This window comes from Martinezella tropici, from assembly GCF_003287875.1.
Classification (GTDB): domain Bacteria; phylum Pseudomonadota; class Alphaproteobacteria; order Rhizobiales; family Rhizobiaceae; genus Rhizobium; species Rhizobium tropici_C.
This window is the reverse complement of sequence record NZ_QMKK01000015.1, coordinates 53207-78293: the sequence shown is the minus strand read 5'-3', so window position 1 is coordinate 78293 and position 25087 is coordinate 53207. Positions and strand designations below refer to the sequence as shown.

16 protein-coding genes are annotated in these 25087 nt (G+C 60.4%); 13 read left to right on the top strand and 3 right to left on the bottom strand.

Translation table 11 applies throughout. The features are described from left to right. Positions 1-1371: an MlaD family protein gene (locus DQ393_RS01210; RefSeq protein ID WP_112339998.1), complete on the top strand. Its 1371-nt coding sequence runs from the start codon at positions 1-3 to the stop codon at positions 1369-1371. Positions 1372-1409: 38 nt separating this feature from the next. After that, positions 1410-2024: an ABC-type transport auxiliary lipoprotein family protein gene (locus DQ393_RS01205; protein WP_112339997.1), complete on the top strand. Its 615-nt coding sequence runs from the start codon at positions 1410-1412 to the stop codon at positions 2022-2024. Between the two features lie 124 nt (positions 2025-2148). Here DQ393_RS01205 and DQ393_RS01200 read toward each other — a convergent pair whose 3' ends face one another. Continuing rightward, a complete protein-coding gene (locus DQ393_RS01200) occupies positions 2149-2547 on the bottom strand; it encodes an SRPBCC family protein (RefSeq protein WP_112339996.1) in 399 nt (132 codons plus the stop codon). A 273-nt stretch (positions 2548-2820) separates the two neighbouring features. Here DQ393_RS01200 and gndA point away from each other — a divergent pair, with 273 nt between their 5' ends. After that, entirely contained in the window at positions 2821-4248 is a 1428-nt protein-coding gene (gene gndA / locus DQ393_RS01195) for an NADP-dependent phosphogluconate dehydrogenase (protein WP_112339995.1), read from the top strand. A 61-nt stretch (positions 4249-4309) separates the two neighbouring features. Here the strand turns inward: gndA and DQ393_RS01190 are convergent, their stop codons facing one another. Further along, entirely contained in the window at positions 4310-5341 is a 1032-nt protein-coding gene (locus tag DQ393_RS01190) for a LacI family transcriptional regulator (protein ID WP_112339994.1), read from the bottom strand. Positions 5342-5801: 460 nt separating this feature from the next. Between DQ393_RS01190 and DQ393_RS01185 the strand changes: the two genes are divergently transcribed. From DQ393_RS01185 to DQ393_RS01140, 10 genes are all read left to right on the top strand, one after another. Continuing rightward, the gene (locus DQ393_RS01185; RefSeq protein ID WP_112339993.1) at positions 5802-7037 is read left to right on the top strand and encodes an ABC transporter substrate-binding protein; all 1236 of its coding nucleotides are present in this window, start codon (positions 5802-5804) and stop codon (positions 7035-7037) included. Between the two features lie 211 nt (positions 7038-7248). Beyond that, positions 7249-8154, top strand: coding sequence for a carbohydrate ABC transporter permease (locus DQ393_RS01180; RefSeq protein ID WP_112339992.1), 906 nt, complete (start codon positions 7249-7251; stop codon positions 8152-8154). 4 nt (positions 8155-8158) lie between these two features. Then, a complete protein-coding gene (locus DQ393_RS01175; RefSeq protein ID WP_245430230.1) occupies positions 8159-9088 on the top strand; it encodes a carbohydrate ABC transporter permease in 930 nt (309 codons plus the stop codon). A gap of 3 nt (positions 9089-9091) precedes the next feature. Beyond that, positions 9092-10183: an ABC transporter ATP-binding protein gene (locus tag DQ393_RS01170; RefSeq protein WP_112339990.1), complete on the top strand. Its 1092-nt coding sequence runs from the start codon at positions 9092-9094 to the stop codon at positions 10181-10183. Between the two features lie 57 nt (positions 10184-10240). Next, the gene (locus DQ393_RS01165) at positions 10241-12703 is read left to right on the top strand and encodes a beta-mannosidase (protein ID WP_112339989.1); all 2463 of its coding nucleotides are present in this window, start codon (positions 10241-10243) and stop codon (positions 12701-12703) included. 79 nt (positions 12704-12782) lie between these two features. Next, positions 12783-13544, top strand: a complete 762-nt coding sequence (locus DQ393_RS01160) for a sugar phosphate isomerase/epimerase family protein (protein WP_112339988.1) — start codon at positions 12783-12785, stop codon at positions 13542-13544. A gap of 11 nt (positions 13545-13555) precedes the next feature. Further along, positions 13556-14689 carry a Gfo/Idh/MocA family protein gene (locus DQ393_RS01155; RefSeq protein ID WP_112339987.1) on the top strand — a complete coding sequence of 378 codons (1134 nt, stop codon included), beginning with the start codon at positions 13556-13558 and terminating at the stop codon, positions 14687-14689. Positions 14690-14759: 70 nt separating this feature from the next. Further along, positions 14760-15791 carry an L-glyceraldehyde 3-phosphate reductase gene (mgrA, locus tag DQ393_RS01150; RefSeq protein ID WP_112339986.1) on the top strand — a complete coding sequence of 344 codons (1032 nt, stop codon included), beginning with the start codon at positions 14760-14762 and terminating at the stop codon, positions 15789-15791. Positions 15792-15872: 81 nt separating this feature from the next. Next, positions 15873-17483, top strand: a complete 1611-nt coding sequence (locus tag DQ393_RS01145) for a glycoside hydrolase family 43 protein (protein ID WP_112339985.1) — start codon at positions 15873-15875, stop codon at positions 17481-17483. 137 nt (positions 17484-17620) lie between these two features. Then, entirely contained in the window at positions 17621-17947 is a 327-nt protein-coding gene (locus DQ393_RS01140; protein ID WP_112339984.1) for an RcnB family protein, read from the top strand. A 139-nt stretch (positions 17948-18086) separates the two neighbouring features. On the opposite strand, the gene DQ393_RS01135 is transcribed toward DQ393_RS01140, so the two are convergent. Further along, positions 18087-24833 carry a hypothetical protein gene (locus DQ393_RS01135; protein ID WP_112339983.1) on the bottom strand — a complete coding sequence of 2249 codons (6747 nt, stop codon included), beginning with the start codon at positions 24831-24833 and terminating at the stop codon, positions 18087-18089. Positions 24834-25087 lie beyond the last annotated feature (254 nt).

Here is a 25087-nt window from a genome sequence, read left to right as displayed (position 1 = left end):
ATGGAAACCAAAGCGAATTATACGATCGTCGGATTCTTCACGCTGCTGGTTATCGCGGCTGCCTTCGGTTTCGTCTACTGGATGGCCGAGTACGGCCGCGGCGGCCCGATGGTCGAGCTCGTGGTGCGCATTCCCGGCTCGGCAAACGGCTTGAGCGTCGGTTCGCCGGTCCGCTTCAACGGCATTCAGGTCGGCTCGGTGCAGGGGCTGTCGATTGACGCCGACGATCCCAATTATTCTCTGGCCTTCACCCAGGTACGCGCCGATGCGCCGGTCTATACCTCGACCAAGGCTATCCTGGAAATTCAGGGTCTGACGGGTGCTGCCTATATCGAGCTCTCCGGCGGGCGCAACGGCGACGAGAACATCCTGAAGCGTTCGGTCGATACCGGCAAGCGCGCGGTGCTGCTCGCCGATCAGTCGAGCGTGACGAACCTGCTGACGACGGCCGACAAGATCCTCAACCGTGCCAACGACACGATCGGCGACATCCAGGGCTTCGTTTCGGATTCGCGCGGACCTTTGACCGACACGGTGCGCAACGCGCAGAAATTCTCCAAGGCCATTGCCGACAATTCCGACAATATCGATAAGTTCCTGGCAAGCGTCGGACAATTGTCCGATACCTTCAGGACTGTCTCGGTCCGCGTCGACTCGACACTGGATGCGATCGAGAAGCTGGTGCGTGCAGTCGATGCCCAGAAGGTTAACGACGTCATTGCCAATGCCGACAAGATCACGGCGAACGTGGCGGATGCCACAACCGATCTGAAGGCGACCGTTGCCAGTTTCAAGGAGACGGCCGACACCTACAATGCTTTCGGCCAGAAGGCGCAGAAGACGCTTGAGCGCGTCGACCAGATCATTGCATCGATCGATCCGGCAAAGGTCAAGGGATCGGTCGATGACGTTGCCGAGGTGACGAAGCAGGCGCGCGCAGCCATCGCCTCTATCCGCGATGTCGCCAGCTCCGTTGCTTCCCACCAGCGGGATATCGATCAGACGATTGCCAATGCCCGCGATATCTCCACCAAGCTCAATACGGCATCCGGCAAGGTCGACGGCATTCTGACGAAGGTCGATTCCCTGCTCGGTAACGACAGCACCCAGTCGCTGTTTGTCCAGGCCAGGGAGACGCTCGAATCCTTCAAGAAGACGGCTGACAATCTCAACTCCCGCATCGGGCCGATCGCCGACAACCTGCAGAAGTTCTCAAGCGGTGGCCTGCGCGACGCACAGACCCTGATCAACGACATGCGGGGCACGGTTGACAATCTGAATACTACAATCACAAATTTCGACCGCAATCCGCAGCGACTGATCTTCGGCGGCGATACGGTCAAGACATATGATGGCCGCGCGCGGCATTGATGAATAGCGATATCTGATTTCCAGGGGATAAGCGGAATATGGTCGGTTGCGTGTCGAGTGAGCGTCATCAGGTGTGGAAAGCTGTGATCGTATTGCCGGTGCTCGCAGCCCTGCTCGGAGGCTGTGGAACAGCCTCGAATAATGACACCTACGATCTTTCCGCGTCGGTGAAGGCAAACGGGCCCTCGGTCAAGAACCGCCAGATCCTCATCCCGCCGCCGACGGCGCTGCAGGCACTGGACAGCAACCAGATCGTCATCCGCGTCTCGCCTTCGGAAATCCAGTATCTCGGAAAGTCGCAATGGAGCGACAAGCTGAGCAAGATGGTGCAGTCGAAGCTGGTGGAGGCCTTCGAGAATACCGGAAAGCTCGGCGGCGTCGGCGTGCCGGGGCAGGGCCTTGCGATCGACTATCAGATCGTCACCGACATCCGCTCCTTCGAGATCAACGCCTCCGGCGGCCATAAGACGGCGACGGTCGAAATCTCGGAAAAGATCCTGAACGACCGCACCGGTACGGTGAAGGCACAGAATGTCTTCCGCAAGGTCGTGCCGGTCAGCGGTGGCAGCAATCCGGATTTCGTCCGCGCGCTCGATGCAGCGTTTGCAGGCGTGGCCGGCGAGCTCGTCGATTGGACGTTGCGTTCGCTGTAAGGGCGCCCGGAGCAGTTCAGTTCTTCGCGGGATATCCGAGCTGCTCTATCCTTCCGTTTTTGCAAGTCCAGGGCTTTACGCAATTCCGGACGGAAAACCGCTGCGCACTTTTCCTGGAATTGCTTCAGCGCTCCATAAGCTCTTTCAACGTCTTCAGATCCCTCATTATGTGCGCGGCATCGGCTGCAAACTGGTCTTCGGTCATGCCGGGCAGCCGGAGCAGGGTGAACATGACCTCGCAGCCATCGCCATTCGGTACGACGCGCAGGGAATTGTGCACCTGCAGGCCGGATTCGAGCGTCACCCGATGGTCGATGACGCCGAAATCGTTGCGGGGCGAGAAGTGCACGCGGACAGTACCGAGCGTCCCTTCCGCGATCCAATCGTCTCCATCCTGCGTCAATCCAGATGCCAGGCCCGAGGCCCAGAAAGGCATGTTTTCCGGACGGCTGGCATAGCCGTAGACTTCCTTCCAGTTGCGATCGATGGAGATATGCACGATCTTCGCACTCATGGTCGACATGGTGTCTTCCTCCTCTATATCCCTCATGGGCTGACGATCGGTCATTGCAGCTTCGGGAAATGGATAAATCACGAATCCAGCAACATTCTTGCACAGTCCTGCAAAGGGGACGATTCATGGCTTGCGAAGGCTTGCCGTTTTCCGTCCGGAGTGCAACAACAACGCCGAACGTAGGGCCGTCGCAGGTCACGTCGAGGGCATTGCGTCATATCGGATGTTGATGCGTCTTCAGGATAGGGCCGGGCGCAGTCAAAGACTCATTGGAGGATTGTCGTGGAAAAGGCAGAAATCGGGCTGATCGGTCTCGCGGTAATGGGATCGAATCTGGCGCTCAACATTGCCGAAAAAGGCAATAAAATCGCCGTGTTCAACCGCACGCCGCAGGTAACGGATGAATTCTACGCGAATGCGGGCGCGCTCAAGGACAAGATCATTCCCTGCAAGACGATCGAGGAATTCGTCGAGGCAATCCGTCCGCCGCGGCCGATCATCATCATGATCAAGGCGGGCGAGCCGGTCGACCAGCAGATGGCGGCGCTGCAGCCCTATCTCGACAGGGGCGATATCATGATCGACGCCGGCAATGCCAATTTCCGCGATACGATCGCCCGTTTCGATCGCCTGAAGGATACTGGCCTGACCTTCATCGGCATGGGTGTATCCGGCGGCGAGGAAGGTGCGCGTCATGGCCCCTCCATCATGGTCGGCGGCACGGAAGATTCCTACAAGCGCGTCGAAAAGGTGCTGACGTCGATTGCCGCCAAATACAATGACGATCCATGCGTTGCATGGCTTGGCAATGACGGCGCCGGACATTTCGTCAAGACCATCCACAATGGCATCGAATATGCCGACATGCAGATGATCGCCGAAATCTACGGCATTCTGCGTGACGGCCTCGGTAAGAACGCCGCTGAAATCAGCTCGATCTTCGGCGACTGGAACAAGGGCCGCCTGAATTCCTACCTGATCGAGATCACCGAGAAGGTTCTGGCCGCCAAGGACCCGGCGACCGGCAGTGCCATGCCAGATGTCATTCTCGACAAAGCCGGCCAGAAGGGCACAGGCAAGTGGTCTGCCATCGAAGCGCAGAACATGGGCATTCCCGCGACCGCGATCGAGGCGGCCGTTGCGGCCCGCAGCCTGTCCGCGATCAAGAGCCAGCGTGAAGCTGCCGAGAAGATCTTCGGCACGCCGGATTACAAATTCCCGATCAGCTTTGGTCCGGACCTGCTGAAGGACCTCGAGCTTGCGCTGTTTGCAGCCAAGATCGGCGCCTATGCACAGGGCTTTGCCGTCATGGCGGAGGCCTCGAAGGAATTCAACTGGTCGCTGCCAATGCCTGTGATCGCCAAGATCTGGCGCGCCGGCTGCATCATCCGTTCGCAGTTCCTCGACGAAATCACCAGCGCCTTCACCAAGACCCCGGATGCGGCGAACCTGATCGTCACGCCGGCCTTTGCCGAGATGGTCAAGGAATCGATCCCGTCGCTGCGCCGCATCGTTTCGGCTGCGACCGCTGCCGGCCTTCCGGTTCCAGCCCTTGCATCGGCGCTGACCTATTTCGACGCCTATCGCCAGGCTCGCGGCACCGCCAACCTGATCCAGGCGCAGCGCGACTTTTTCGGCGCGCATGGTTTCGACCGAGTCGATGGGAAGGATATTCATCACGGCCCGTGGGGCAGCGGCGCCAACGGCTAAAAGAAATCCCAGGATCTGAAACAAAGAGGCCCGCTCGAGACATCCGGCGGGCCTTTCGTTGTCAGCTCTTCGGCCAGACGGGTGGGCTGATGCTCTGCAGCAGTTCCGGCTCCACGCCGTCGATACGGGCGATGACGGCTTTGGCGAGTTCCCGGCCGGCATGGCGGAAATCTTCCGACACTGTGATGATCTCGGGCCTGATCCAGCTCAGGACATCGGCCGATTGCTTGGAGACCATGTCGATGTCGCGGCCGAGACGGAAGCCTGCCGCCTCGATGCCGGCATTGACGGCGATAGCACCGCCGCTGCTGGAACAGATGATCCCATCGGGCGCATGCGGAGAGCGCATCAGTGCTTCGGTCGCGTCCTTGATATCGGCAAGCGCATTGTCGGTGGATATCCTGAGCGGAATCTCCTCGGCACCATATTGATGCAGGCCGGTCTGGAAGCCGATGCGGGTATGCGAATAGTAGGTGAGCTTGCTCGATGGCTGCAGCAGGGCCAGGCGACGCCGCCCTCTTGCAGCCAGTGCACGGACGGCCTCGTGCGCGAAGGCCTCGTTGTCGAAGTCGTGGAAGGGATGGATGATGCCCATATCCGTCCGCCCGTGCGTGGCGAAAGGCATGTTGCGATCATGCATCAGCTCGACGCGCGGATCGTCCGGCTCTGTACGCGATATGATGACACCATCGGCGGAGCCGGTGTCGAGGATGTAGCGCACCGGCACCAGCGGATCCTTGCTATGCGAGTGCGGCGTGATGACCAGGTGATATTGCGTGCCGGCAAGGACCTCGGAAATGCCGAAGACCATGTGGCTGGTAAAGCCCATGATTTCTTCGTCGATGCTCAGCACCAGCGCGATGACATTGGTCTTGCCCGTTCTGAGGCGCACGCCGGCCCGGTTCGGCTGATAACCCAGTTGGCGGGCGACCATACGCACGCGTTCCTTGGTCTCGGCACCGATATCGGGAGCATCCTTCAGCGCGCGTGAAACAGTGGTAATTCCAAGCCCCGTCATGAAGGCGATCGTTTTCAGTGTTGGCCGCTCCGGCCCAGACTGCGTGCCGCCGCCTGAAGTTCTCTTATTGTCCATTCCGTTCAAGCCCGCCTCCCGGCCGCCTCCCGCGGCCAATCCGCTTATATTGCCCAGGCCTGCATCGCAAGCACGGGCGAAACGCGGCGCCTCCTCGCTCTGAATAGAAACTGTAACGATACAGTACGAATGTCGAGCACTATTTTGGATGCGTCCTTCGATAATATTTCCAGCGGTTGTATTCGAACCTGCGAACGGATCGGGTTTCATTCGTAGCATAGGACGAGGGGGCGGTTACAGATTCCTACAATTATATTGTTTTATAATCAGATAGTTACGTGGAAAGGCCCTTGAGTCTGCCTGTTGAAAAGTCAATGCGTTCGGCCTAATTTTGTAGACGAAAATTTAGCCACAGGTTGTATAATCGTCCATTATCGAAAAAATCTCGAGTTGGCGGTTGCGCAGCGAAAATGATTCGACTACGTTTTTCCGGCAACGTTTCAGTGAGGGAGGAGAACTCATGAATATTCGTTTGATAGCTGCTGCGCTGGCTGCTTCCGTCGTATTGCCACTTGGTGCGGCCAAGGCGACCGACCTGGAGGTAACCCATTGGTGGACTTCGGGCGGTGAAGCAGCCGCCGTGGCCGAGTTGGCAAAGGCTTTCGACGCAACTGGCAATCATTGGGTCGATGGCGCGATCGCCGGCTCCGGCGGTACTGCGCGTCCGATCATGATCAGCCGTATCACCGGCGGTGATCCGATGGGCGCCACTCAATTCAACCACGGACGTCAGGCCGAGGAACTGGTGCAGGCGGGCCTCATGCGCGACCTGACCGATGTCGCGACGCAGGAACACTGGAAGGATATCGTTCGTCCATCCAGCTTGCTCGATTCCTGCACGATCGACGGCAAGATCTATTGCGCACCGGTCAATATTCATTCCTGGCAGTGGCTCTGGCTTTCGAATGCAGCCTTCAAGAAGGCCGGCGTCGCGGTTCCAAAGAACTGGGACGAGTTCGTTGCCGCCGCTCCTGCGCTGGAAAAGGCAGGCATCGTTCCGCTCGCTGTCGGCGGTCAGCCATGGCAGGCGGCAGGCGCCTTCGACGTCCTGATGGTCGCCATCGCCGGCAAGGATACCTTCGAGAAAGTGTTCAAGGACAAGGATGCGAAAGTAGCTGCTGGGCCGGAGATCGCCAAGGTCTTCAAGGCTGCAGACGACGCCCGCAAGATGTCGAAGGGCTCCAACGTTCAGGATTGGAACCAGGCCACGAATTTGGTCATCACCGGCAAGGCCGGCGGCCAGATCATGGGGGACTGGGCGCAGGGTGAGTTCGCCTTGGCAGGCCAGAAGGCAGGCACGGACTATACCTGCCTTCCGGGTCTCGGTGTCAATGAAGTCATCTCCACAGGCGGCGACGCATTCTACTTCCCGCTGCTGAAGGATGAGGCCAAGTCGAAGGCTCAGGAAGCTCTCGCCAAGACGCTTCTCGATCCGAAGACCCAGGTTGCCTTCAACCTGAAGAAGGGTTCGCTGCCGGTGCGCGGCGACGTGGACCTCACAGCAGCCAACGACTGCATGAAGAAGGGCCTGGAGATCCTGAAGAAGGGTAATGTGATCCAGGGTACGGACCAGCTTCTCTCTGCCGACAGCCAGAAGCAGAAAGAGGATCTGTTCTCCGAGTTCTTCGCCAATCCTTCGATGACGCCGGAAGCCGCCCAGAAGCGCTTCGTCGAGATCATCACCGCTGCTGATTGATCTCTATCTTCTCGCTGTAGGATACCGGCCTCGCGCTGCGGGTCGGTATCATGGCCGGGACACGTTCTGTGACCCGGCCGGCTACGGCGCCTCAGGCGACCGGCCCATAGAGATGTGACGTTGGCCGTGAATGAGGAGAGAGCGACAGGAGCCGGGCCATGATCCCAGAGTTCCTGATCGTCGAAGCAATAGCGCTTTAGAAGGAGCTACAATGACGGGTCATGCGAAAGCCGGCCGGCCAAATCAACTACTGCGCAATCTCAATTCGAAGATTGCATCCATTCCAATGATCCTGACGGCCGTCGTCATCTTCCTGGGCGGCACAATCTGGACCGTGGTATATTCCTTCACTAATTCAAAGCTGCTGCCACGTCTCAGCTTCGTCGGGCTGGACCAATACCATCGTTTGTGGGCAGCGCCGCGCTGGGTCGTGTCCATCGAAAACCTTGCCGTTTACGGCATTCTTTCCATGATATTCAGTCTCGTCATCGGCTTCGTGCTGGCCGCGCTGATGGACCAGAAGATCCGGTTCGAAAACACGTTCCGTACGATTTTCCTCTATCCTTTCGCCCTCTCTTTCATCGTCACCGGCCTCGTATGGCAGTGGCTGCTCAACCCCGAATTCGGCATTCAGTCCGTGGTGCGTTCGCTCGGTTGGACGACCTTTACTTTCGATCCGCTCTATACGCCAAGCATCGTCATCTATGGCGTGCTGATCGCTGCACTCTGGCAGGGAACGGGCCTGGTGATGTGCCTGATGCTCGCCGGCCTTCGCGGCATCGACGAGGACATCTGGAAAGCAGCGCGTGTGGATGGGATACCCATGTGGAAGACCTATCTGTTCGTTATCATTCCGATGATGCGCCCCGTTTTCATCACAACTCTGGTCATCATCGCCAGCGGTATCGTCAAGGTCTATGACCTCGTCGTCGCGCAAACGAGCGGCGGGCCCGGCATCGCTTCGGAAGTCCCGGCAAAATACGTCTACGATTACATGTTCCAGGCGCAGAACCTCGGTCAGGGATTTGCAGCTTCCACCATGATGCTGGTCACTGTGGCGATCGTCGTCATCCCCTGGGCTTACCTGGAATTCGGCGGAGGGCGCAAACGTGTCTGATACCATTACTCTCAAGAATGCGAACGGCGGTGCTGCCTTGACGGACAAGACGCTCTCCGGACCGAGCGGCCGCAAGCCGCGCCGGGTGATTTCCGGCCGTAACATCATGCTCTACGGCACGCTCTTCGTTGCCGCGACCTATTACCTGTTGCCGCTGTATGTGATGATCGTCACCTCCCTGAAGGGAATGCCGGAAATCCGGCTTGGCAACATATTCTCGCCGCCGCTCGAGATCACATTCGAACCATGGGTGAAAGCCTGGGCAACGGCTTGCACCGGTCTCAATTGCGACGGTCTTTCCCGCGGCTTCTGGAATTCCGTACGCATCACAGTGCCGTCCACCATCCTTTCGATCGCGATTGCTTCGGTCAACGGTTATGCGCTCGCCAACTGGCGGTTCAAGGGCGCGGATTTCTTCTTCTCGATCCTCATCATCGGCGCGTTCATCCCCTATCAGGTGATGATCTATCCGATCGTCATCGTGCTGCGCGAAATCGGGATCTACGGGACGCTCAGCGGTCTTATCCTGGTGCACAGCATCTTCGGCATGCCGATCTTGACCTTGCTGTTCCGCAACTATTTCGCGTCGCTTCCTGCGGAGCTCTTCAAGGCTGCGCGCATCGATGGCGCCGGCTTCTGGCAGATTTTCCTGCGCATCATGCTGCCCATGTCGCTGCCGATCTTTGTCGTCGCCATGATCCTGCAGATTACGGGCATCTGGAACGACTTCCTGTTCGGCGTCGTCTTCACCAGGCCGGAATATTATCCGATGACCGTCCAGCTCAACAATATCGTCAATTCCGTCCAGGGCGTGAAGGAATACAACGTCAACATGGCGGCAACGATCCTGACGGGTCTGGTTCCGCTTATCGTCTATTTCGTCTCCGGACGGCTTTTCGTTCGGGGCATCGCCGCCGGCGCAGTGAAGGGGTGATCCATGAACAGCAGCGTTTCCATCAAAGACCTGTCGCTCGATTTCGGCTCGGTCACCGTTCTGAAGAACCTCAATCTCGAGATCAATGACGGCGAATTCCTGGTGCTCCTGGGGTCGTCGGGCTGTGGCAAGTCGACCTTGCTCAATTGCATCGCCGGCCTGCTCGACATCACCGAGGGGCAGATATTCATCAAGAACAAGAACGTCACCTGGGAAGAGCCGAAGGATCGTGGCATCGGCATGGTGTTCCAGTCCTATGCCCTCTATCCGCAGATGACGGTCGAAAAGAACCTGTCCTTCGGCCTGCGCGTTGCCAAGGTGCCGCAGGATGAGATCAACAAGCGCATCGCGCGTGCCGCCGAGATCCTTCAGATCCAGCCGCTATTGAAGCGCAAGCCGGCCGAGCTTTCGGGCGGCCAGCGTCAGCGCGTCGCGATCGGCCGGGCCCTGGTGCGCGATGTCGACGTCTTCCTTTTCGACGAGCCGCTGTCGAACCTCGATGCCAAGCTGCGTTCGGAGCTGCGCGTCGAAATCAAGCGGCTGCATCAGTCGCTGAAGAACACGATGATCTATGTCACCCATGACCAGATCGAGGCGCTGACGCTCGCCGACCGCATCGCGATCATGAAGAACGGCGTCATCATGCAGCTCGATGATCCCACGACGATCTATAATGAACCGCGCAATCTCTTCGTGGCCGGTTTCATCGGATCGCCATCGATGAACTTCCTCAAGGGCGAGCTGGTCAATCGCGAAGGCAAGGTTGTGTTCGCGACCAATGACGTGCTGTTTTCTCTCGATGGCTATAAGGCTGGCGAGGCGTTGCAGACTGGCCGCAAGGTCGTGCTGGGCGTCCGTCCCGAGCACATCAAGGTCAATGAAGAGGCCGCGGCCGGCGCCGAGATCCACGATGCCACCGTCGATATCGAGGAGCCGATGGGTGCCGACAACCTTCTGTGGCTGAAGCATGCCGGCCATACGATGTCGGTTCGCGTGAACGGCGCCAGGCGCTTTGGCCCCGGTTCGGCCGTAAAGCTCGGCTTTGACATGTCTCTCGCATCGCTCTTTGATGCGCAGACGGAGCTCAGAATCTGATCACATGCAAGGAGGTGGCCTTGCCGCCTCCGTCTTACAGCGGTCCGAGGAGGTCCGATGTCGTCTTCGCTCAATGATAACTTCACCGTCGATCTGGCCGGATCCTGGAGATTGACCTCTCCCGACAGCGATCATTCGCTTGCCATGTCGCTGCCCGGTGACGTCCACACGGCCCTACATGCGGAAGGGCTTATTCCCGATCCCTATTTCGGCCGCAACGAAGAGGTCGTGCAGTGGGTCGCCCAGCAGGATTGGGAGCTGACACGCAGCTTCACGCTGGATGACGCGGGCGGCGACTGGTATCTCGATATCGATTATCTCGACACCGTCGCCAGCGTCTATGTCAACGATACGCTGGTGCTGGAGGCCGATAATTGCTTCCAGCGTTATCGTCCCGATGTCTCGAAGGCGCTGAGGGCGGGTGAGAACACCATTCGCATCGTCCTGCATTCGAGTATCGCTGCCGGAGCCGCCCTGCAGGCGAAGCAGCCCTTCTACATTCCCTACAGCACCGGTAATTCGCCGATCCCGAACGGCAACATGCTGCGCAAGCCGCAGTGCCATTTCGGCTGGGACTGGAACATCGCGATTGCGCCGCTCGGCCTTTACGGCACCATTGCACTGAAAAAGCTCGAGATCGCCCGTATCGAGAATGTCGTCACGCAACAGATCCATAATGACGACGGCTCCGTCGATCTCAAGGTGACGGTGGCGCTATTTGCCAAGGGAACGGGGATTGCGCAACTCTATTTCTCGCTCGGCGACGAGCGCGTGCGCCTCGACGTCGGCGTCAATGCCGGCGAAACCTCAATCACCCACTTCTTCCATGTCGACAAGCCGAGGCTCTGGTGGCCGGCCGGCAATGGCGAACAGGCGCTCTATACGCTTTCGGTGGAAACCAATTTCGAAACCGTCACCCGCCAGATCGGCCTGCGCACGGTGGAGTTGATCACTACGGAGGATGAAGCGGGCAGCCGTTTTGCCTTGAAGGTCAATGGCCGCGAGATCTTTGCCCGTGGGGCAAACTGGATTCCGGCTGACGCACTGTTTTCCCGCTCCAACCCGGCCGCGACCGAGGATCTGCTGCAATCCGCCGTCGATGCCAATATGAATGCGATCCGCGTCTGGGGCGGCGGCTTCTACGAGCATGACTGGTTCTATGATACTTGCGACCGACTGGGGTTGATGGTGTGGCAGGATTTCATGTTCGCCTGCAATCTCTACCCGTCGACGGGTGATTTCCTTGAGAATGTCGAGGAGGAGGTTGGCTATCAGGTTCGCCGGCTTGCGACGCATCCCTCCATCGTTCTCTGGTGTGGTGATAATGAGTTGGTGGGCGCGCTCACCTGGTTCGAGGAGTCCCGCAAAGATCGGGATCGCTATCTCGTCTCCTACGATCGCCTGAACAGGACGATCGAGACGGCAATGAAGAAGGCCCTGCCGGATGCGATCTGGTGGCCGTCGAGCCCGGCTTCGGGTTATCTCAATTTCGGCGACGCCTGGCATGCCGATGGCTCCGGCGACATGCATTATTGGTCGGTCTGGCACGAGAACAAATCCTTCGACAATTATCGCTCCGTGCGGCCGCGATTCTGCTCGGAATTCGGCTTCCAGTCCTACACCTCACTGCCCGTCATCAAGACCTATGCCGAGGCGAAGGATATGAATATCGCCTCTCCGGTCATGGAGCTGCACCAGAAGAACGCCGGCGGCAACGAGCGGATTGCCGGCACGATGTTCCGCTATTTTCGCTTCCCGAAGGATTTCCCGAATTTCGTCTATCTGAGCCAGGTCCAGCAGGGCCTCGCCATCAAGACGGCGGTGGAATATTGGCGGTCGCTGAAGCCGCATTGCATGGGTACGATCTACTGGCAGCTCAACGACACCTGGCCTGTCGCTTCGTGGTCCAGCTTGGATTACGGCGGCCGATGGAAGGTGATGCACTATCTGGTGCGGCGCTTCTTCCAGCACGTATCCGTCGCGGCAATTCCCTCCGAAGACAACAAGACGATCCGCTTTTCTCTGGTCAACGATACCAATGCCGACATCATGGCCGATATTTCGGTATCGCTGCTGAAGCTCGACGGCGAGCGTGTGCCGCTGACGACGGCGCATGCCGTCTGCACGCCGGATGCTGCCGTCACGGCATTATCGATCGACGCGGATCAAGTGCCGGCGGATTGCCTGCTGGCGTGGCGCTTCACCGCATCGAACGGCATGGGCGGCGAGGGGCACTATGTCCACGGCACCTATAAGGCGCTCGAGCTTCAGCCTGCCGGGCTGACGGTGCTGCGGGAGGAGAAAGAGGAAAACGGGACAGTGGAACTCACTGTCACCGCCAAGGGACTTGCGCTGTTCGTGATGATCGAGAGCGAGGCGGAAGGGCGTTATTCCGACAACGCCTTCGATCTTGCCGCCGGCGAAAGCCGCCGCGTCGTGTTCACGCCAGCCAAGCCGCTCGCAAGCGGCGTGCCCGAATTCCGCATCTACGATTTGCAATCCAGCCAGTCGGTGGATTGAGCCATCGCGTCGCAGTGGCGGCGCTTTCGGGGCCCCAAGCCCCAAGATAGACGGCCCGAAGGCCATTGGAGGACTATTGATGACGAAACTTGGATTTCAGATTTACAGCGCCCGCAATTTCCAGCCCTATTCGGAGATCTTCGTCAAGCTCGGCAAGGCCGGCTACGCCGAAGTTGAAGGCTTCGGCGGCATCTATGCCGATCTCGATGAGGCGGGCCTCAAGAACCTGCGCGCCGAACTCGACAAGAACGGCCTGCGGATGGCAAGCGGCCATTTCAGCCCGGATTTCCTTGGCGGCGAAGTGCAGAAGTCGCTGACCATTGCCAAGACGCTCGGCATGGATTCGATCTATGCGCCGCATATCGCTGCTGATCAGCGCCCGAAGGATGCCGCCGGCTGGCGCGCCTTCGGCAAGCGCCTGCATGAAATGAGCAAGCCCTACAAGGATGCGGGCTTCGAATTCGGCTGGCACAACCACGACTTCGAATTCGTCAAGCAGGCCGACGGTTCGCTGCCGATCGAACAGATCTTCGAAGGCGCTCCGGATATTTCCTGGGAAGCCGATATTGCTTGGGTCATCCGTGGCGGCGGCGATCCCTTCGCCTGGATCGAAAAGCTCGGTCCGCGCATCACCGCCGTTCACGTCAAGGACATTGCGCCGGCGGGCGAGAACAAGAATGAAGACGGCTGGGCCGATGTCGGACACGGCACTGTTCCATGGGCAAGGCTGCTCAAGGCGCTCGCCGGCACCAGGGCCAAGCACTTCGTCGTCGAACATGACAATCCGAGCGATGTCGATCGCCTGATCACGCGCTCCATCGCATCCTTCAAGAGCTTTTGAGGCATTTCCACATGGCTAAGGAACTTGGCGTCGGCATCATCGGATGCGGCAACATCTCAACGACCTATTTCTCGCTCTCGCCGCTCTTCAAGGGCCTGAAGGTGCTGGCCTGCGCGGATATCAACATGGATGCGGCGCGTTTGCGCGCCGAGGAATACAAGGTCAAGGCCCAGACCATCGACGAACTGCTCGCCAATGACGAGCTCGACGTCATCGTCAACCTGACCATCCCGGATGCGCATTTCCCCGTTTCCAAGCGCATCCTCGAAGCCGGCAAGCATGTCTATTCCGAAAAGCCGCTCGTGCTGACGCTGGAGCAGGGCGAGGAGCTGCGCCGCATCGCCAAAGAGAAGGGGCTGGCAGTCGGCTGCGCTCCCGATACCTTCCTCGGCGGTGCGCATCAGCTCGCCCGCAAATTCATCGACGACGGCGGCATCGGCCGTGTCACTTCGGGCGCATGCTATGTCATGAGCCCAGGCATGGAAATGTGGCATCCGAACCCGGACTTCTTCTTCCTGCCCGGCGGCGGCCCGATCCTCGATCTCGGCCCTTACTATATCGCCAATCTGATCAACTTGATCGGCCCGGTGAAGCGCGTTGGTGCGATGACCTCCATGGCATCGCCGACCCGCACCATTACCAGCCAGCCGCGTCATGGCGAGATCATTCCGGTTAAGACCCCAACGACGATCCAGGCGCTGCTGGAATTCGTCAGTGGCGCCCGGATCACGCTGACGGCGAGCTGGGATGTGTGGTCGCACCGCCATGCCAATATGGAGCTCTACGGCACCGAGGGCTCGCTCTACGTGCCCGATCCGAACTTCTTCGGCGGCACCGTCGAGGCGAGCGGCCGAGACAAGGACATCAAGCCGCTGGAAAATTGGGCGCATCCTTTCGGTATCGCCAATCAGGAAAGCCCGAGCGGTCCGCGCGCCAACTATCGCACGGCCGGCCTCGCCGATCTTGCTGCCTCGCTGATCGACGGACGTGATGCCCGTTGCTCGCTCGATCGCACGCTGCATGGCGTCGATGTCATGACATCGATCCTGAAGTCGGGCGAAGAGGGCCGTTTCATCGATCTCAGCACGACCTGCACGCAGCCGGCAGCGCTTGGCATCGAAGAGGCTCAGGCGCTCTTGAAGTAGGCGCTGGAAGAGCTAGTTTGCGCGCGGGTGACCAACCCCGCGCGCTTTTTCATCTCGAAGGAATTCCATCATGGCCTGGCAACCGGCATCCGATCGCTATTCAAAAATGAAGTACAACAGGACCGGCCGTTCCGGTCTCAAGCTGCCGGCGGTCTCGCTGGGGCTCTGGCACAATTTCGGCGGCGATACGCCGCATGACCGCAAGGTCGATATGTGCCGCACGGCCTTCGATCTCGGCATTACCCATTTCGACCTCGCCAACAATTACGGACCGCCTCCCGGCAGCGCCGAGACGGCGTTCGGCGAGATTCTTCGCACCGATTTCGCGGGCTTGCGCGATGAGTTGATCATCTCCTCCAAGGCGGGCTATGACATGTGGCCGGGTCCCTATGGCGAGTGGGGCAGCCGCAAGTATCTGATTGCCTCCTGCGACCAGAGCCTGAAGCGCATGGGCCTCGACTATGTCGATATCTTCTATTCGCACCGTTTCGATCCGGATACGCCGCTGGAGGAGACCTGCGGCGCGCTCGACCATATCGTTCGCTCGGGCAGGGCGCTCTATGTCGGCATTTCCTCGTATAATTCGCAGCGCACGCGCGAGGCTGCCGCCATCCTCAAGGACCTCGGCACGCCATGCCTGATCCATCAGCCGAGCTATTCCATGCTCAATCGCTGGGTCGAGGATGACGGTCTGGTCGACACGCTCGAAGATCTCGGTATCGGTTCGATCGTCTTCTCGCCGCTGGCTCAGGGCATGCTCTCGACCAAGTATCTCGGCGGTATTCCGGACGACAGCCGCGCGGCGCAGAACCACTTCCTGAAGCGCGACTTCATCCGCCCGTCGATTATCGACAACATCAGAAAGCTCAACGAGATCGCAGAGAAGCGCAACCAGACGCTGGCGCAGATGGCGATCGCCTGGGTTCTGCGGGGCGGCCGCATCACATCGGCTCTGATCGGCGCCAGCCGTTCGTCGCAGATCGTCGATTGTGTCAAGGCGCTCGATAATCTCGACTTCACGGCCGAAGAGCTGAAGCAGATCGATGTCTATGCCAAGGAGGCCGACATCAATCTCTGGGCCAAATCCGCCGAACGCGATTGATCATCCCAAGGCGCCCGGAACCGGTTTCCGGGCGTTTTACCTTAATTGCCGCTTGTTACGGTCTCCGGAGGAGAGAATTTCATGATCCGCAATCCGATCCTGCCGGGCTTCAATCCCGACCCGTCCATTTGCCGCGTCGGCGAGGACTACTATATCGCCACCTCGACATTCGAATGGTATCCGGGCGTCCAAATCCATCACTCCCGCGATCTGGTGAACTGGACGCTCGTGAGGCGGCCGCTGGAGCGCGCTTCGCAACTCGACATGCGCGGCGAACCCGATAGCTGCGGCATCTGGGCGCCCTGCCTCTCTTACGCGGATGGGCTGTTCTGGCTCGTCTATACCGACGTCAAGCGCTATGACGGAAACTTCAAGGACGCCCATAACTACATCGTGACCTCGCCGACCATCGAAGGCGAATGGTCCGAACCGGCCTATGTCAACTCCTCCGGTTTCGACCCGTCTCTGTTCCATGACGATGACGGCCGCAAGTGGTTCGTCAACATGCAATGGAACCATCGTACCGAGAGCTATGGTGGCTCGCCGAAGACACCGGCCTTCGACGGCATCCTGCTGCAGGAATGGGACCCGGCGACGAAATCGTTGAAGGGGCCGATCAGGAATATCTTTGCCGGTACGGAACTGGGGCTGGTCGAGGGGCCGCATCTCTTCAAGCGCAACGGCTGGTACTATCTGACCACGGCGGAGGGCGGCACCGGCTATGATCATGCCGTGACCATGGCCCGATCCAGCGATATTGCCGGGCCGTACGAACTGCATCCGAACAAGCACCTGATTATCTCGAAGGATCATCCGGAGGCGGCGCTGCAACGTGCGGGCCATGGCCAGTATGTCGAGACGCATGACGGGCAATTCTACCATACGCATCTTTGCGGGCGGCCTCTGCCGCCGCATCGTCGCTGCACGCTCGGCCGCGAGACGGCTTTGCAGAAATGCGTGTGGAAGGAGGATGGCTGGCTCTATCTCGAAAATGGCACCAGCGTTCCAGATGTCGAGGTCGCAGGCTTGAACGGTGCCGTGCCGGTCCAAAAGCCGCGCCGCAACGGTTACAATTTCGATGAGGCCAGACTGCCGATGGATTTCCAATGGCTGCGCACACCGCAGCCTGAACGCATCTTCAGCGTAGCGGAACGTCCTGGCCATTTGCGGCTTATCGCCCGCGAGAGCATCGGTTCCTGGTTCGAGCAAGCGCTTGTCGCCCGCCGGCAGGAGCATCACAGCTTCCGGGCCGAAACCGTCGTCGATTTCGAGCCCGACACCTATCAGCAGGTCGCTGGCCTGACGCATTACTACAATCGCTTCAAGCTGCATGCCATTGCCGTGACCCTGCACGAGAAGCTCGGCCGCTGCGTCACCATCATGACTTGCCCGGGCGATTATCCGAACGGCCGCCTGAGTTTTCCGATCGAGGGCGGGGTTGCCGTGCCCGATGGAAGGATCCAGCTTGCCATGGAGGTGCGCGACAACGACCTACAGTTCTTCTGGCAGGCGGAAGGGATGGGCGCATGGCAGGCTATCGGGCCGGTCCTCGATGCCGGCGTCATCTCGGATGAGGGCGGGCGCGGCGAGCACGGTTCCTTCACCGGTGCTTTCGTCGGCATGTTTGCCTTCGACACATCCGGCCGGGTAAAGACAGCGGATTTCGACTGGTTCAACTACGATGAACTGTGAGGGCGATGACTTCCGGCAATGCAATGGAAAACCTGCCTGCCGTCGCCTCTATTACGGAATTGTAATTCGACTGTCAGACTCGTTTCATGTCTGTCACGGTAAGTTCGCGTGCAGATTCTGAAATGAGGAAACAACCAATGAGAAAAATCTTCACCGCCCTTCTTGCGGCTTCCGTTCTGGCGATGCCGCTGGCTGCGACAGCGCAGGTCAAGCCGGCTCCTGCCGGCAAGCAGGCCGTCGTTCAGAAAGAGGCGGTGAAGAAGAAGGTCGTTATCCGCAAGGGCGGTTGGGTCAAGGGGCGCCGCCTGTCGGCCTCCGACCGCCGCCGCGCAACGGAAATCGACTACCGCGCCTACCGGCTGTCCACGCCTCCGCGCGGCTATCACTGGGTTCGCCTCAAGAACAGCTTCCTGCTTGTCGGCATTACCAGCGGGCTGATTTCGAAGGTGCATGAGGCCCGGTAAATCGGGCGCAATCATTGGCAGGCGAAGCAGGGGCGGCCTTCGGGACCGCCCTTTTTCATGCCGTCAAATGGGAAGAAGGCATTGAATCAAAACCCCGGCTCTCGAGCCGGGGATTGAGTATTCGTTTCTTATCTTTGCCTCAGTTCAGGCGGCCGGCTGCGTGGGCCAGCATCGTGTAGACCTTGCCGGTATCCGACGTGAGATAGGATTGCGTGACGGTGCGATCGCGGTCCGTACGCTGGACATCGGCGAGCAGTTTTTCGAAATCGGCGATGTAGCGATCGACTGCCGTGCGGAATTCGGGCTCGCGGTCATACTTGCGCTTGATTTCGTCAAAGGTCTGCTGGCCCTTGAGCGTGTAGAGGCGGCGGGTGAACACATCGCGTTCGCCACGCTGGTAGCGGCGCCACAGGTCGACCGACGCGTCGTGATCGATGGCGCGGGCGATATCGACCGAGAGCGAGTTCAGCGATTCCACGACATGGCGCGGATTGCGTGCGGCGGGTGCCGGTTCCGCCGGTGCTTTCGATGTTGCCTGGCGCGCCGGCTGCAGACCGGCGTTTTCGTCACGCGAGGCGCCACGCAGCAGGTCGCTGATCCAGCCGCCGCCGGCTGCTTCCTGGCGGGCAGGGGCCGGCGTTTCGACGGGACGTTGCGGCTGAGCCGCCGGACGCTCTGCGGGGATGGAGCCGCGCAGACCCAGGGACTCAATCGAAGGCTGCTGCGGCACCGGCTGCTGGGGGGCAGGCTGCTGCGGTCGGGGAGCGGCGGCAGCCGGAGCCGGGGCGGGAGCCGCCGGCTGCGGGCGCTGGGCCGGCTGTGCATCCGCCAGAGCGCGGGCCGACGGCTCGGAAATCTCCAGCTGCTGCGTCGAGCGGCCAACGATCTGAGAGATATCCTGCAGCGCCTTGATCTGTTCGGCGACGGCGCGGCGCATGGCAGCAGCGCTTTCCTTCGCTTCTTCCGGAAGGTCGAAGGCACCGCGCTTCAATTCGCTGCGGGTAAGGTCGAGTTCGCGGCGAATATCGCCGGCCGAGCGACGGATCTCGTCCGTCGCACCGGCGAAGCGGCCGATAGCGTCATCGACGGCGACACGCAGCGTCTCGCGCAGCTGCTGTGCGGCCGTATCGGAAGTCTTGCCGGCATCGGCGAGCATCTGCTCGACCTCGGAGAGCGACGCCGTGAGGCCGCCGCGCAGACGGTTTGTCAGTTCGCTGGAGCGGCGTTCGGTATTGGCGAAGGTGCTTTCGACAGCCTGGCTCGCGTCCTCGCCGGCCTTGTGCAATGCGGCGCGCATGTTCTCCGCGGCATCTTCGGCGCGCTTCTCCGTCTCGGAGAGGACACGACCGATGTCTGCGAAGGAGGATTGGACACTCTGGCGCAGATTGCCGGTGACCTGATTGGAGCGCTGCTCGGCACGGTCGAAGGCGGTTTCCACCATGGTGCCGAGGGCGCGCATGGTGTTCTCGATCTCTTCCGATCGCTGAACGAGGCCGACGGCAAGGTTCTGCAATGCTGTCTCACGCTCTTCCAGCGTCGAGACGAGGTTCGACTGTGCCGCACCGAGAAGCTGGGAAGCCTGCGTCAGAACCTTGGAGTGATCGTCGAAGCGGCCGACGATACTGCCGACCTGCGACAGCGTCTGGCCGGTGATTTCGGACAGCTTGTCGACCTTGCCTTCGAGAAGGCGGCTGGAGGCTGAAACCATCTCGCCGGCTTTCGCCGCGGATTCGGCGAAGCGCGTCGACGTCGCGGTGAGACGATCGTCAACGGTCGCGAACTCGGTCGCGGCATTGGTCAGCAGTCCAGCGATCGCGGAATTGTTCTCGGCGAGGCGGGCGATGATGCCGTTGACGCTTGCAAGCAGGTTGTTCTCGAGCGCACTGACCGTATTGACCGCATGTTCCGTGCGCGATGCGATCGCGTTGATCAAGGCGGCATTTTCGGCGCGCAGGCGTTCCGTGCTTTCCTGGGCGGCTGCCGAGATCAGGGCTGCCGCTTCCTGGCCTGTTGCCGCGTAGCGATCGACGATCGGACGGGCTTTTTCGTCGATGAGGCGGGAGAGCTCCGTGGAGCGTCCAGCCAGCATCGAATTGAGCTCGCGGGTGCGCTCGTCGAGCGATGTGCGGATGGATGCGCCGCGGGCTTCCAGCGCGTTGTCGACGCCGGTAAGGGTTGCGTCGATCTCGCGGGCACGCTCTTCCAGGGAGGTGCGGATGGCCGTGCTGCGCTCGTCGAGCGCGCGCTCGACCTGTGCCATCGTGGCGGCAATCTGCTCGCTGCCGCCGGTCAGCGTATTGCGGATGGCCGCGCCACGCGCTTCCAGCGACTGTTCTGCCGAAGACAGGGCTTGCGAGATCGTGTTGACCTGGTTGCTGACGAGGCCTTCGGCTTCGGCAACCTTGTTGACGATTGCGTTGCCCGCTTCCGAGAAAGTCTGGGCGACAGCCGCGGCCTGGCTCGCCAAGCGGTTCTGTGTTTCCGAGACGCGATTGACGAGATCGTTGGAGCGCTCGGTCATGGCGCGTGCGAACGCGTCGCTGTGATTGCCGAGGTTGTCCGCGAACTGCTGGCCGGTATTGGCAAGCAGCTCGGCCGTACGCGTTGCCTCCGTATCCATGCCCTGGGCTGCATCGGCAACGGCCGTGCGCAGCGTTGTCGCGAGATTGGCGGCCTTGCCCTCGATCGTGCGGTTGACGGCTTCAAGGCCGACATTGAGGGCGCGATCCATGGTCGACAGGCGCTCTTCGATGCGGGCCGCGGCCTGGCTGCCGCTATTGTCGATCTGGGCGGCGCCGCTCGCCAGCGTTTCGGAGAGACGGTTGCCGGCCGCGTCGACCTGGGCCGTGACGCCCGTGACGCCTTCGTGGATCCGGTTCTCAAGAGCCGACAGGCTCGCCTCGACGCGGGAGCCGGTCTCGGCGAAGCGGCCGGTCATGCCCTCGATCGTCTGGTTGAGGTTGGACGAGAAGGTCTCGGCCGAACGCTGGATGTCGCCGGCGGCCTGCTGGATGCGGCCGGCAACGTCGCCCGCGCCGCTGTTAAGGCGTTCTTCCAATGTCCTTGCGCTTGCATCGATGGTCCGACGCAGCGATGCCTCGCGGTCCTCCAGCGACATTTCGAGCATGCTGGCGCTTGTGGCGATGGAGGTGCCGATGGCTGTCGTCTGCTCCATAAGCGTGTTGTCGATCTGCTCATGGGCGTCCCGCAGAGTCAGGCTGATCGCGTTGCTGCGATCTTCCAGTGTCGAGCGCATGCGCTCGTAGGCGGAAGCAAGGTTCTCGTCCATCTGAGACAGACCGACACCAAGCGTATTTTCGAGCTGGCGCGTCGTGGAGCCGAGAACGGTTTCGATACGATCGCTGCTGCTCCCGAGCAAGCCGGACAGGGCTTCTGTATGAACTGCGAGCGAGCGATCGAGACGATCCTGATTTTCGCTGTAGGCGGCACGGATTGCGTCCGCCTTGTCGCCGAAGGCGCCGGCAACCCGTGCTTCAGCGCCGGAGACGCTATCGAGCAGGGCATTGGCGCGCTCTTCCAGAGTGCTTTCGAAACGGTTCTGGTTTTCGGCGAGCGAGATTGCAAAGGCCATGCTCTTGTCATCGAGCGTATTGGTCAATGCCTCGTGGCCGCTGGCGACGGTGTGGGCAATGGCCTTGGCGCTGTTCTCCAGGGTTTCCTCGAGTTTCGCGTGGTTTTCCGAAAGGGCGATCGCCAGGGACATTGTCTTGTCGTCAAGGCTGTTGACGATCTTGTCGTGCGTTCCGGCAACCGTTTCGGACAGTGCGTCCAGCCGGCTTGATACGGCATCCTCAAGCCGAGACTGCGTATCGGAGAGGGAAATGGCGAGAGCCATCGCCTTTTCGTCCAAAGCATCCGCCAGAGCAGCATGATTGCCGGTGAAGGCGCTGGTGATCGCTTCGGCGCGGTTGGCAAGCGTGGCCTCGAGGCGGGAGTGGCCTGACGTCAGCGCGTCGGACAGTGCCTTCGTCCTGCTGTCCATCGTATCGGCAACCCGTTCGGCGTGGCCGGCGACAGTGTCTTCCAGTCGTGCCTGACCCTCCGAAAGGGCGATAGCCAGAGCCATCGTCTTGTCGTCGAGCGTGGTGGTGACCTGGTCGGCGTGACCCGAGATTGCGCCCTCAAGACGAGCCTGGCTTTCCGAAAGCGCAATGGCGAGCGCCATTGCCCTGTCATCGAGAGCGTCGACCAGGGAAGCATGATTGCCGGCAAACGCCTTGATGATCTCCTCGGCGCGATTGGCGAGCGTTTCTTCGAGGCGGCTTTGCCCGCTGGTCAGGGCGGCGGCAAGCGCGCCGGTCTTGCCGTCCAGCGTGTCGGCGACACGTTCGGCATGGCCGGAAACGGTTTCCTCCAGCCTTGCCTGGCTTTCGGAAAGCGCGATGGCGAGCGCCATGGTTCTGTCGTCCAGAGCGTTCGTGACGCTTTCGGCGTGGCCGGAAACGGTGCTTTCGAGACGCGCCTGACCTTCGGCAAGCGCGCGTGCGAACTCCTTGGTCTTTGCGTCCATGGTGCCGGCGACATGATCCGCGTGGCCGGACACAGCGTCTTCCAAGCGGGACTTACCTTCGGAAAGGGCGATGGCAAGCGCCATCGTCTTGTCGTCGAGCGTGTCGGCAAGCTTGCCATGCATATCGGTAACGGCGCCGGTGATGGCGTCGGCGCGGCTTGCCAGCGTATTTTCGAGGCGGAGCTGGTTTTCCGCCAGCGAAATCGCCAGCATCGATGTGCGTTCGTCGAGGGCGGCGGTCAGGTGCTCGTGAGAGCCGCTGACGGCATCGGTGATTGCCTGCGAACGCTCGGCAAGCGTTTGTTCAAACCGCGACTGGTTGTCGGTCAGCGCGCCGAAAAGCGCGCTGCTGCGTGCGGCCATAACGGCATCGATGCGTTCATGCGCGGAGCCAAGCGCCTGGGTGATTTCGCTCGTGCGGGAAGAGAGCGTGTTGTTGATCTCGCTGGCGCGGCCGGCAAAGGCCGTGGTGAGTTCTTCCGTGCCGCTTTGCAGCGCGGTCGAGACATCCCGCGTGACCCCTTGTACCGCCGAGGTGAAGGCGTCGGCATGCGAGGCGAGGGTGGTGTTCAGTTCGCTCGTGCCCGATGCCAGGGCGGAGGAAATTCCGCTGGTGGCATTCTGAAGCGCGGAGGTGATCTCTCCGGCCCTGGAACCGATTGCGCTTTCCAGCACTTCCTGGCCGGTCGCAAGAGTGGTCGCGAGCGCGAGAGACTGATCGGTGAGATGCGAGCCCAGACGTTCGATGCTGGAGGTCAGAATGCCTTCCAATGCATCCGAATTGCTGCCGAGGCTCTGATTGATGCGGGCCAGGCTTTCAGACAGCTTGCTGTCCAGCGAGCCGGCGCGCTTGTCGAAGGCGGAGGTGAATTCCGATACGCGTTCGTCGAAGGCGGTCGAAAGCTGCGCGATGGTCGACTGGAAGCGCTCGTCGAAAAAGCCGGAGCGCAGGTCTATATCCATGATGGCGTCATCGGCCGTCGACTGCAGGCTCTGACGGAAGCTCGCGCCCTTTTCATCGAGCGCAGTGTTGAGGCGGGACAGCACATTGTCCAGCGTCCCGGTGATGGACCGCTCGCCGCCGGTGAGGCTTTCGCTGATTTCCTTCGTGCGCGCGACCAGCGTTTCATTGAGCTGGCGGGCACGTTCATTGAGCGCGGAGTTCAGCTTTTCGGTGTTCGCGTCAAGGGTTGAGGCGCGTGTTTCGAAGTGGCCGAGCAGTTCCTTGCCGCGTTCGGAAAGGGTCGACGACAGGGATTCCAGGCGGGTATCGAATTCGTGGCTCAGCGCCAGACCGGAGGCATTGAGGTTCTGCAACAGGCTGTCGGTCTTGGCGGCAAGCAGCGTGCCGAGCGCCTCGACTGCAGAATCCGACTTTTCCATCAAGACGGCCGCGCGCGTGTCGATCATCGACGCGAAGGCTTCGCCCGAGGTGGAAAGGCGTACCGCGATCTCTTCGGTCGCCAGCGACAGATCTTCCTTGATCTGATCGTGTACACCGACGATCGACGAGCGGATTCGCTCGGCGTGATTGATGATCGCGTCGCGTTCGGTGCCGAGCTCGTGGACGAGGCCGCGTACGCGCAGTTCGTTGTCGGCGTAGCTGCGCTCCAGGGCGTTGACTTCGGAATGGACGAGGGTTTCCAGCTCGGTGGCGCGCGCAATGGTGCGCTCGATACCCTCATTCATCGCCGAGACTTCACGCCGTACCGCCTGGCCGACCGTCATGATGCGCTCGGAGGCGACCGTTTCCGGCTCGACCAGGCGCAAAGCGACTTCCGCCATGGAGCGGGCCGCGTTGCGCATGTCATGCGCGCGCGAGATCATCATGCCGAAAGCATAGAAAAGAAGGACCGGAACGATGATGCCGACGATGCAGGCGATAACGCCGGGCAGGGCGGCCAGATCGGCGAAGGAATGGATATTTCGGATCTGGGTGCCGTAGAGGAGGAAGGCGAGACCGGCGCCGCCGATGATCCAGAACAGCGAGAAGATCGTGGCATTGCGCACCGCCCGGCTCTGAGAGCCGCTGTCCAGCGCCTTCAGGATGCTGGCGGAACTTGCCCGATTGCCATCATTGGCAGCCGCAAGGTTGGGATTTCTCGGCGCCTCGGCGGAGCGAGGTGTTGCGGCGGGGGCTGCAGTGCTGCGCATGCCGCCGGTATTGCGGGCTGCATCATCCCTGCTCTGCTTTATCGGCTGTTTCGGCGGCTCAGACACTTTTTGCTCCGGGACATCGGGTGTAGGGGCACTGCGAGACTCCAAGCTCTCGTCACTGAAATCGATCTGCAGAGCTTCGTCCAATGCCTGGAAGGCCTTGTCCTCGACCGACTCGATGTACTTTTTGTTCGCCATGCGGTTACGCCTCGTTACAACTCACTCGGGCTTGCCGTGTCTTTTCCGGTAATTCCGCCGCTCCGGAAAAGACGACCCCTGCCTCCCGTTGGGTCCTCCGCTGTCGATCAATATCGAGGTTGGATTTCCCGTTACATTTCAGAGTGGATAACTGGTTTTTCAAACGGATGTTATGAAAACATTACCATCATCCACTTCCTGGGCAAAGACATGTGCCATAAGCCCAATTTACTAGTATCGTAGTGACACATTCC

Excerpts from the sequence above, each read along its gene's own strand:
- DQ393_RS01210 (WP_112339998.1), top strand. The coding sequence starts at position 1 with ATGGAAACCAAAGCGAATTATACGATCGTCGGATTCTTCACGCTGCTG.
- DQ393_RS01205 (WP_112339997.1), top strand. The coding sequence starts at position 1,410 with ATGGTCGGTTGCGTGTCGAGTGAGCGTCATCAGGTGTGGAAAGCTGTG.
- DQ393_RS01200 (WP_112339996.1), bottom strand. The coding sequence starts at position 2,547 with ATGTCGACCATGAGTGCGAAGATCGTGCATATCTCCATCGATCGCAAC.
- DQ393_RS01190 (WP_112339994.1), bottom strand. The coding sequence starts at position 5,341 with ATGGACAATAAGAGAACTTCAGGCGGCGGCACGCAGTCTGGGCCGGAG.
- DQ393_RS01185 (WP_112339993.1), top strand. The coding sequence starts at position 5,802 with ATGAATATTCGTTTGATAGCTGCTGCGCTGGCTGCTTCCGTCGTATTG.
- DQ393_RS01180 (WP_112339992.1), top strand. The coding sequence starts at position 7,249 with ATGACGGGTCATGCGAAAGCCGGCCGGCCAAATCAACTACTGCGCAAT.
- DQ393_RS01170 (WP_112339990.1), top strand. The coding sequence starts at position 9,092 with ATGAACAGCAGCGTTTCCATCAAAGACCTGTCGCTCGATTTCGGCTCG.
- DQ393_RS01165 (WP_112339989.1), top strand. The coding sequence starts at position 10,241 with ATGTCGTCTTCGCTCAATGATAACTTCACCGTCGATCTGGCCGGATCC.
- DQ393_RS01160 (WP_112339988.1), top strand. The coding sequence starts at position 12,783 with ATGACGAAACTTGGATTTCAGATTTACAGCGCCCGCAATTTCCAGCCC.
- DQ393_RS01155 (WP_112339987.1), top strand. The coding sequence starts at position 13,556 with ATGGCTAAGGAACTTGGCGTCGGCATCATCGGATGCGGCAACATCTCA.
- mgrA (WP_112339986.1), top strand. The coding sequence starts at position 14,760 with ATGGCCTGGCAACCGGCATCCGATCGCTATTCAAAAATGAAGTACAAC.
- DQ393_RS01145 (WP_112339985.1), top strand. The coding sequence starts at position 15,873 with ATGATCCGCAATCCGATCCTGCCGGGCTTCAATCCCGACCCGTCCATT.
- DQ393_RS01140 (WP_112339984.1), top strand. The coding sequence starts at position 17,621 with ATGAGAAAAATCTTCACCGCCCTTCTTGCGGCTTCCGTTCTGGCGATG.
- DQ393_RS01135 (WP_112339983.1), bottom strand. The coding sequence starts at position 24,833 with ATGGCGAACAAAAAGTACATCGAGTCGGTCGAGGACAAGGCCTTCCAG.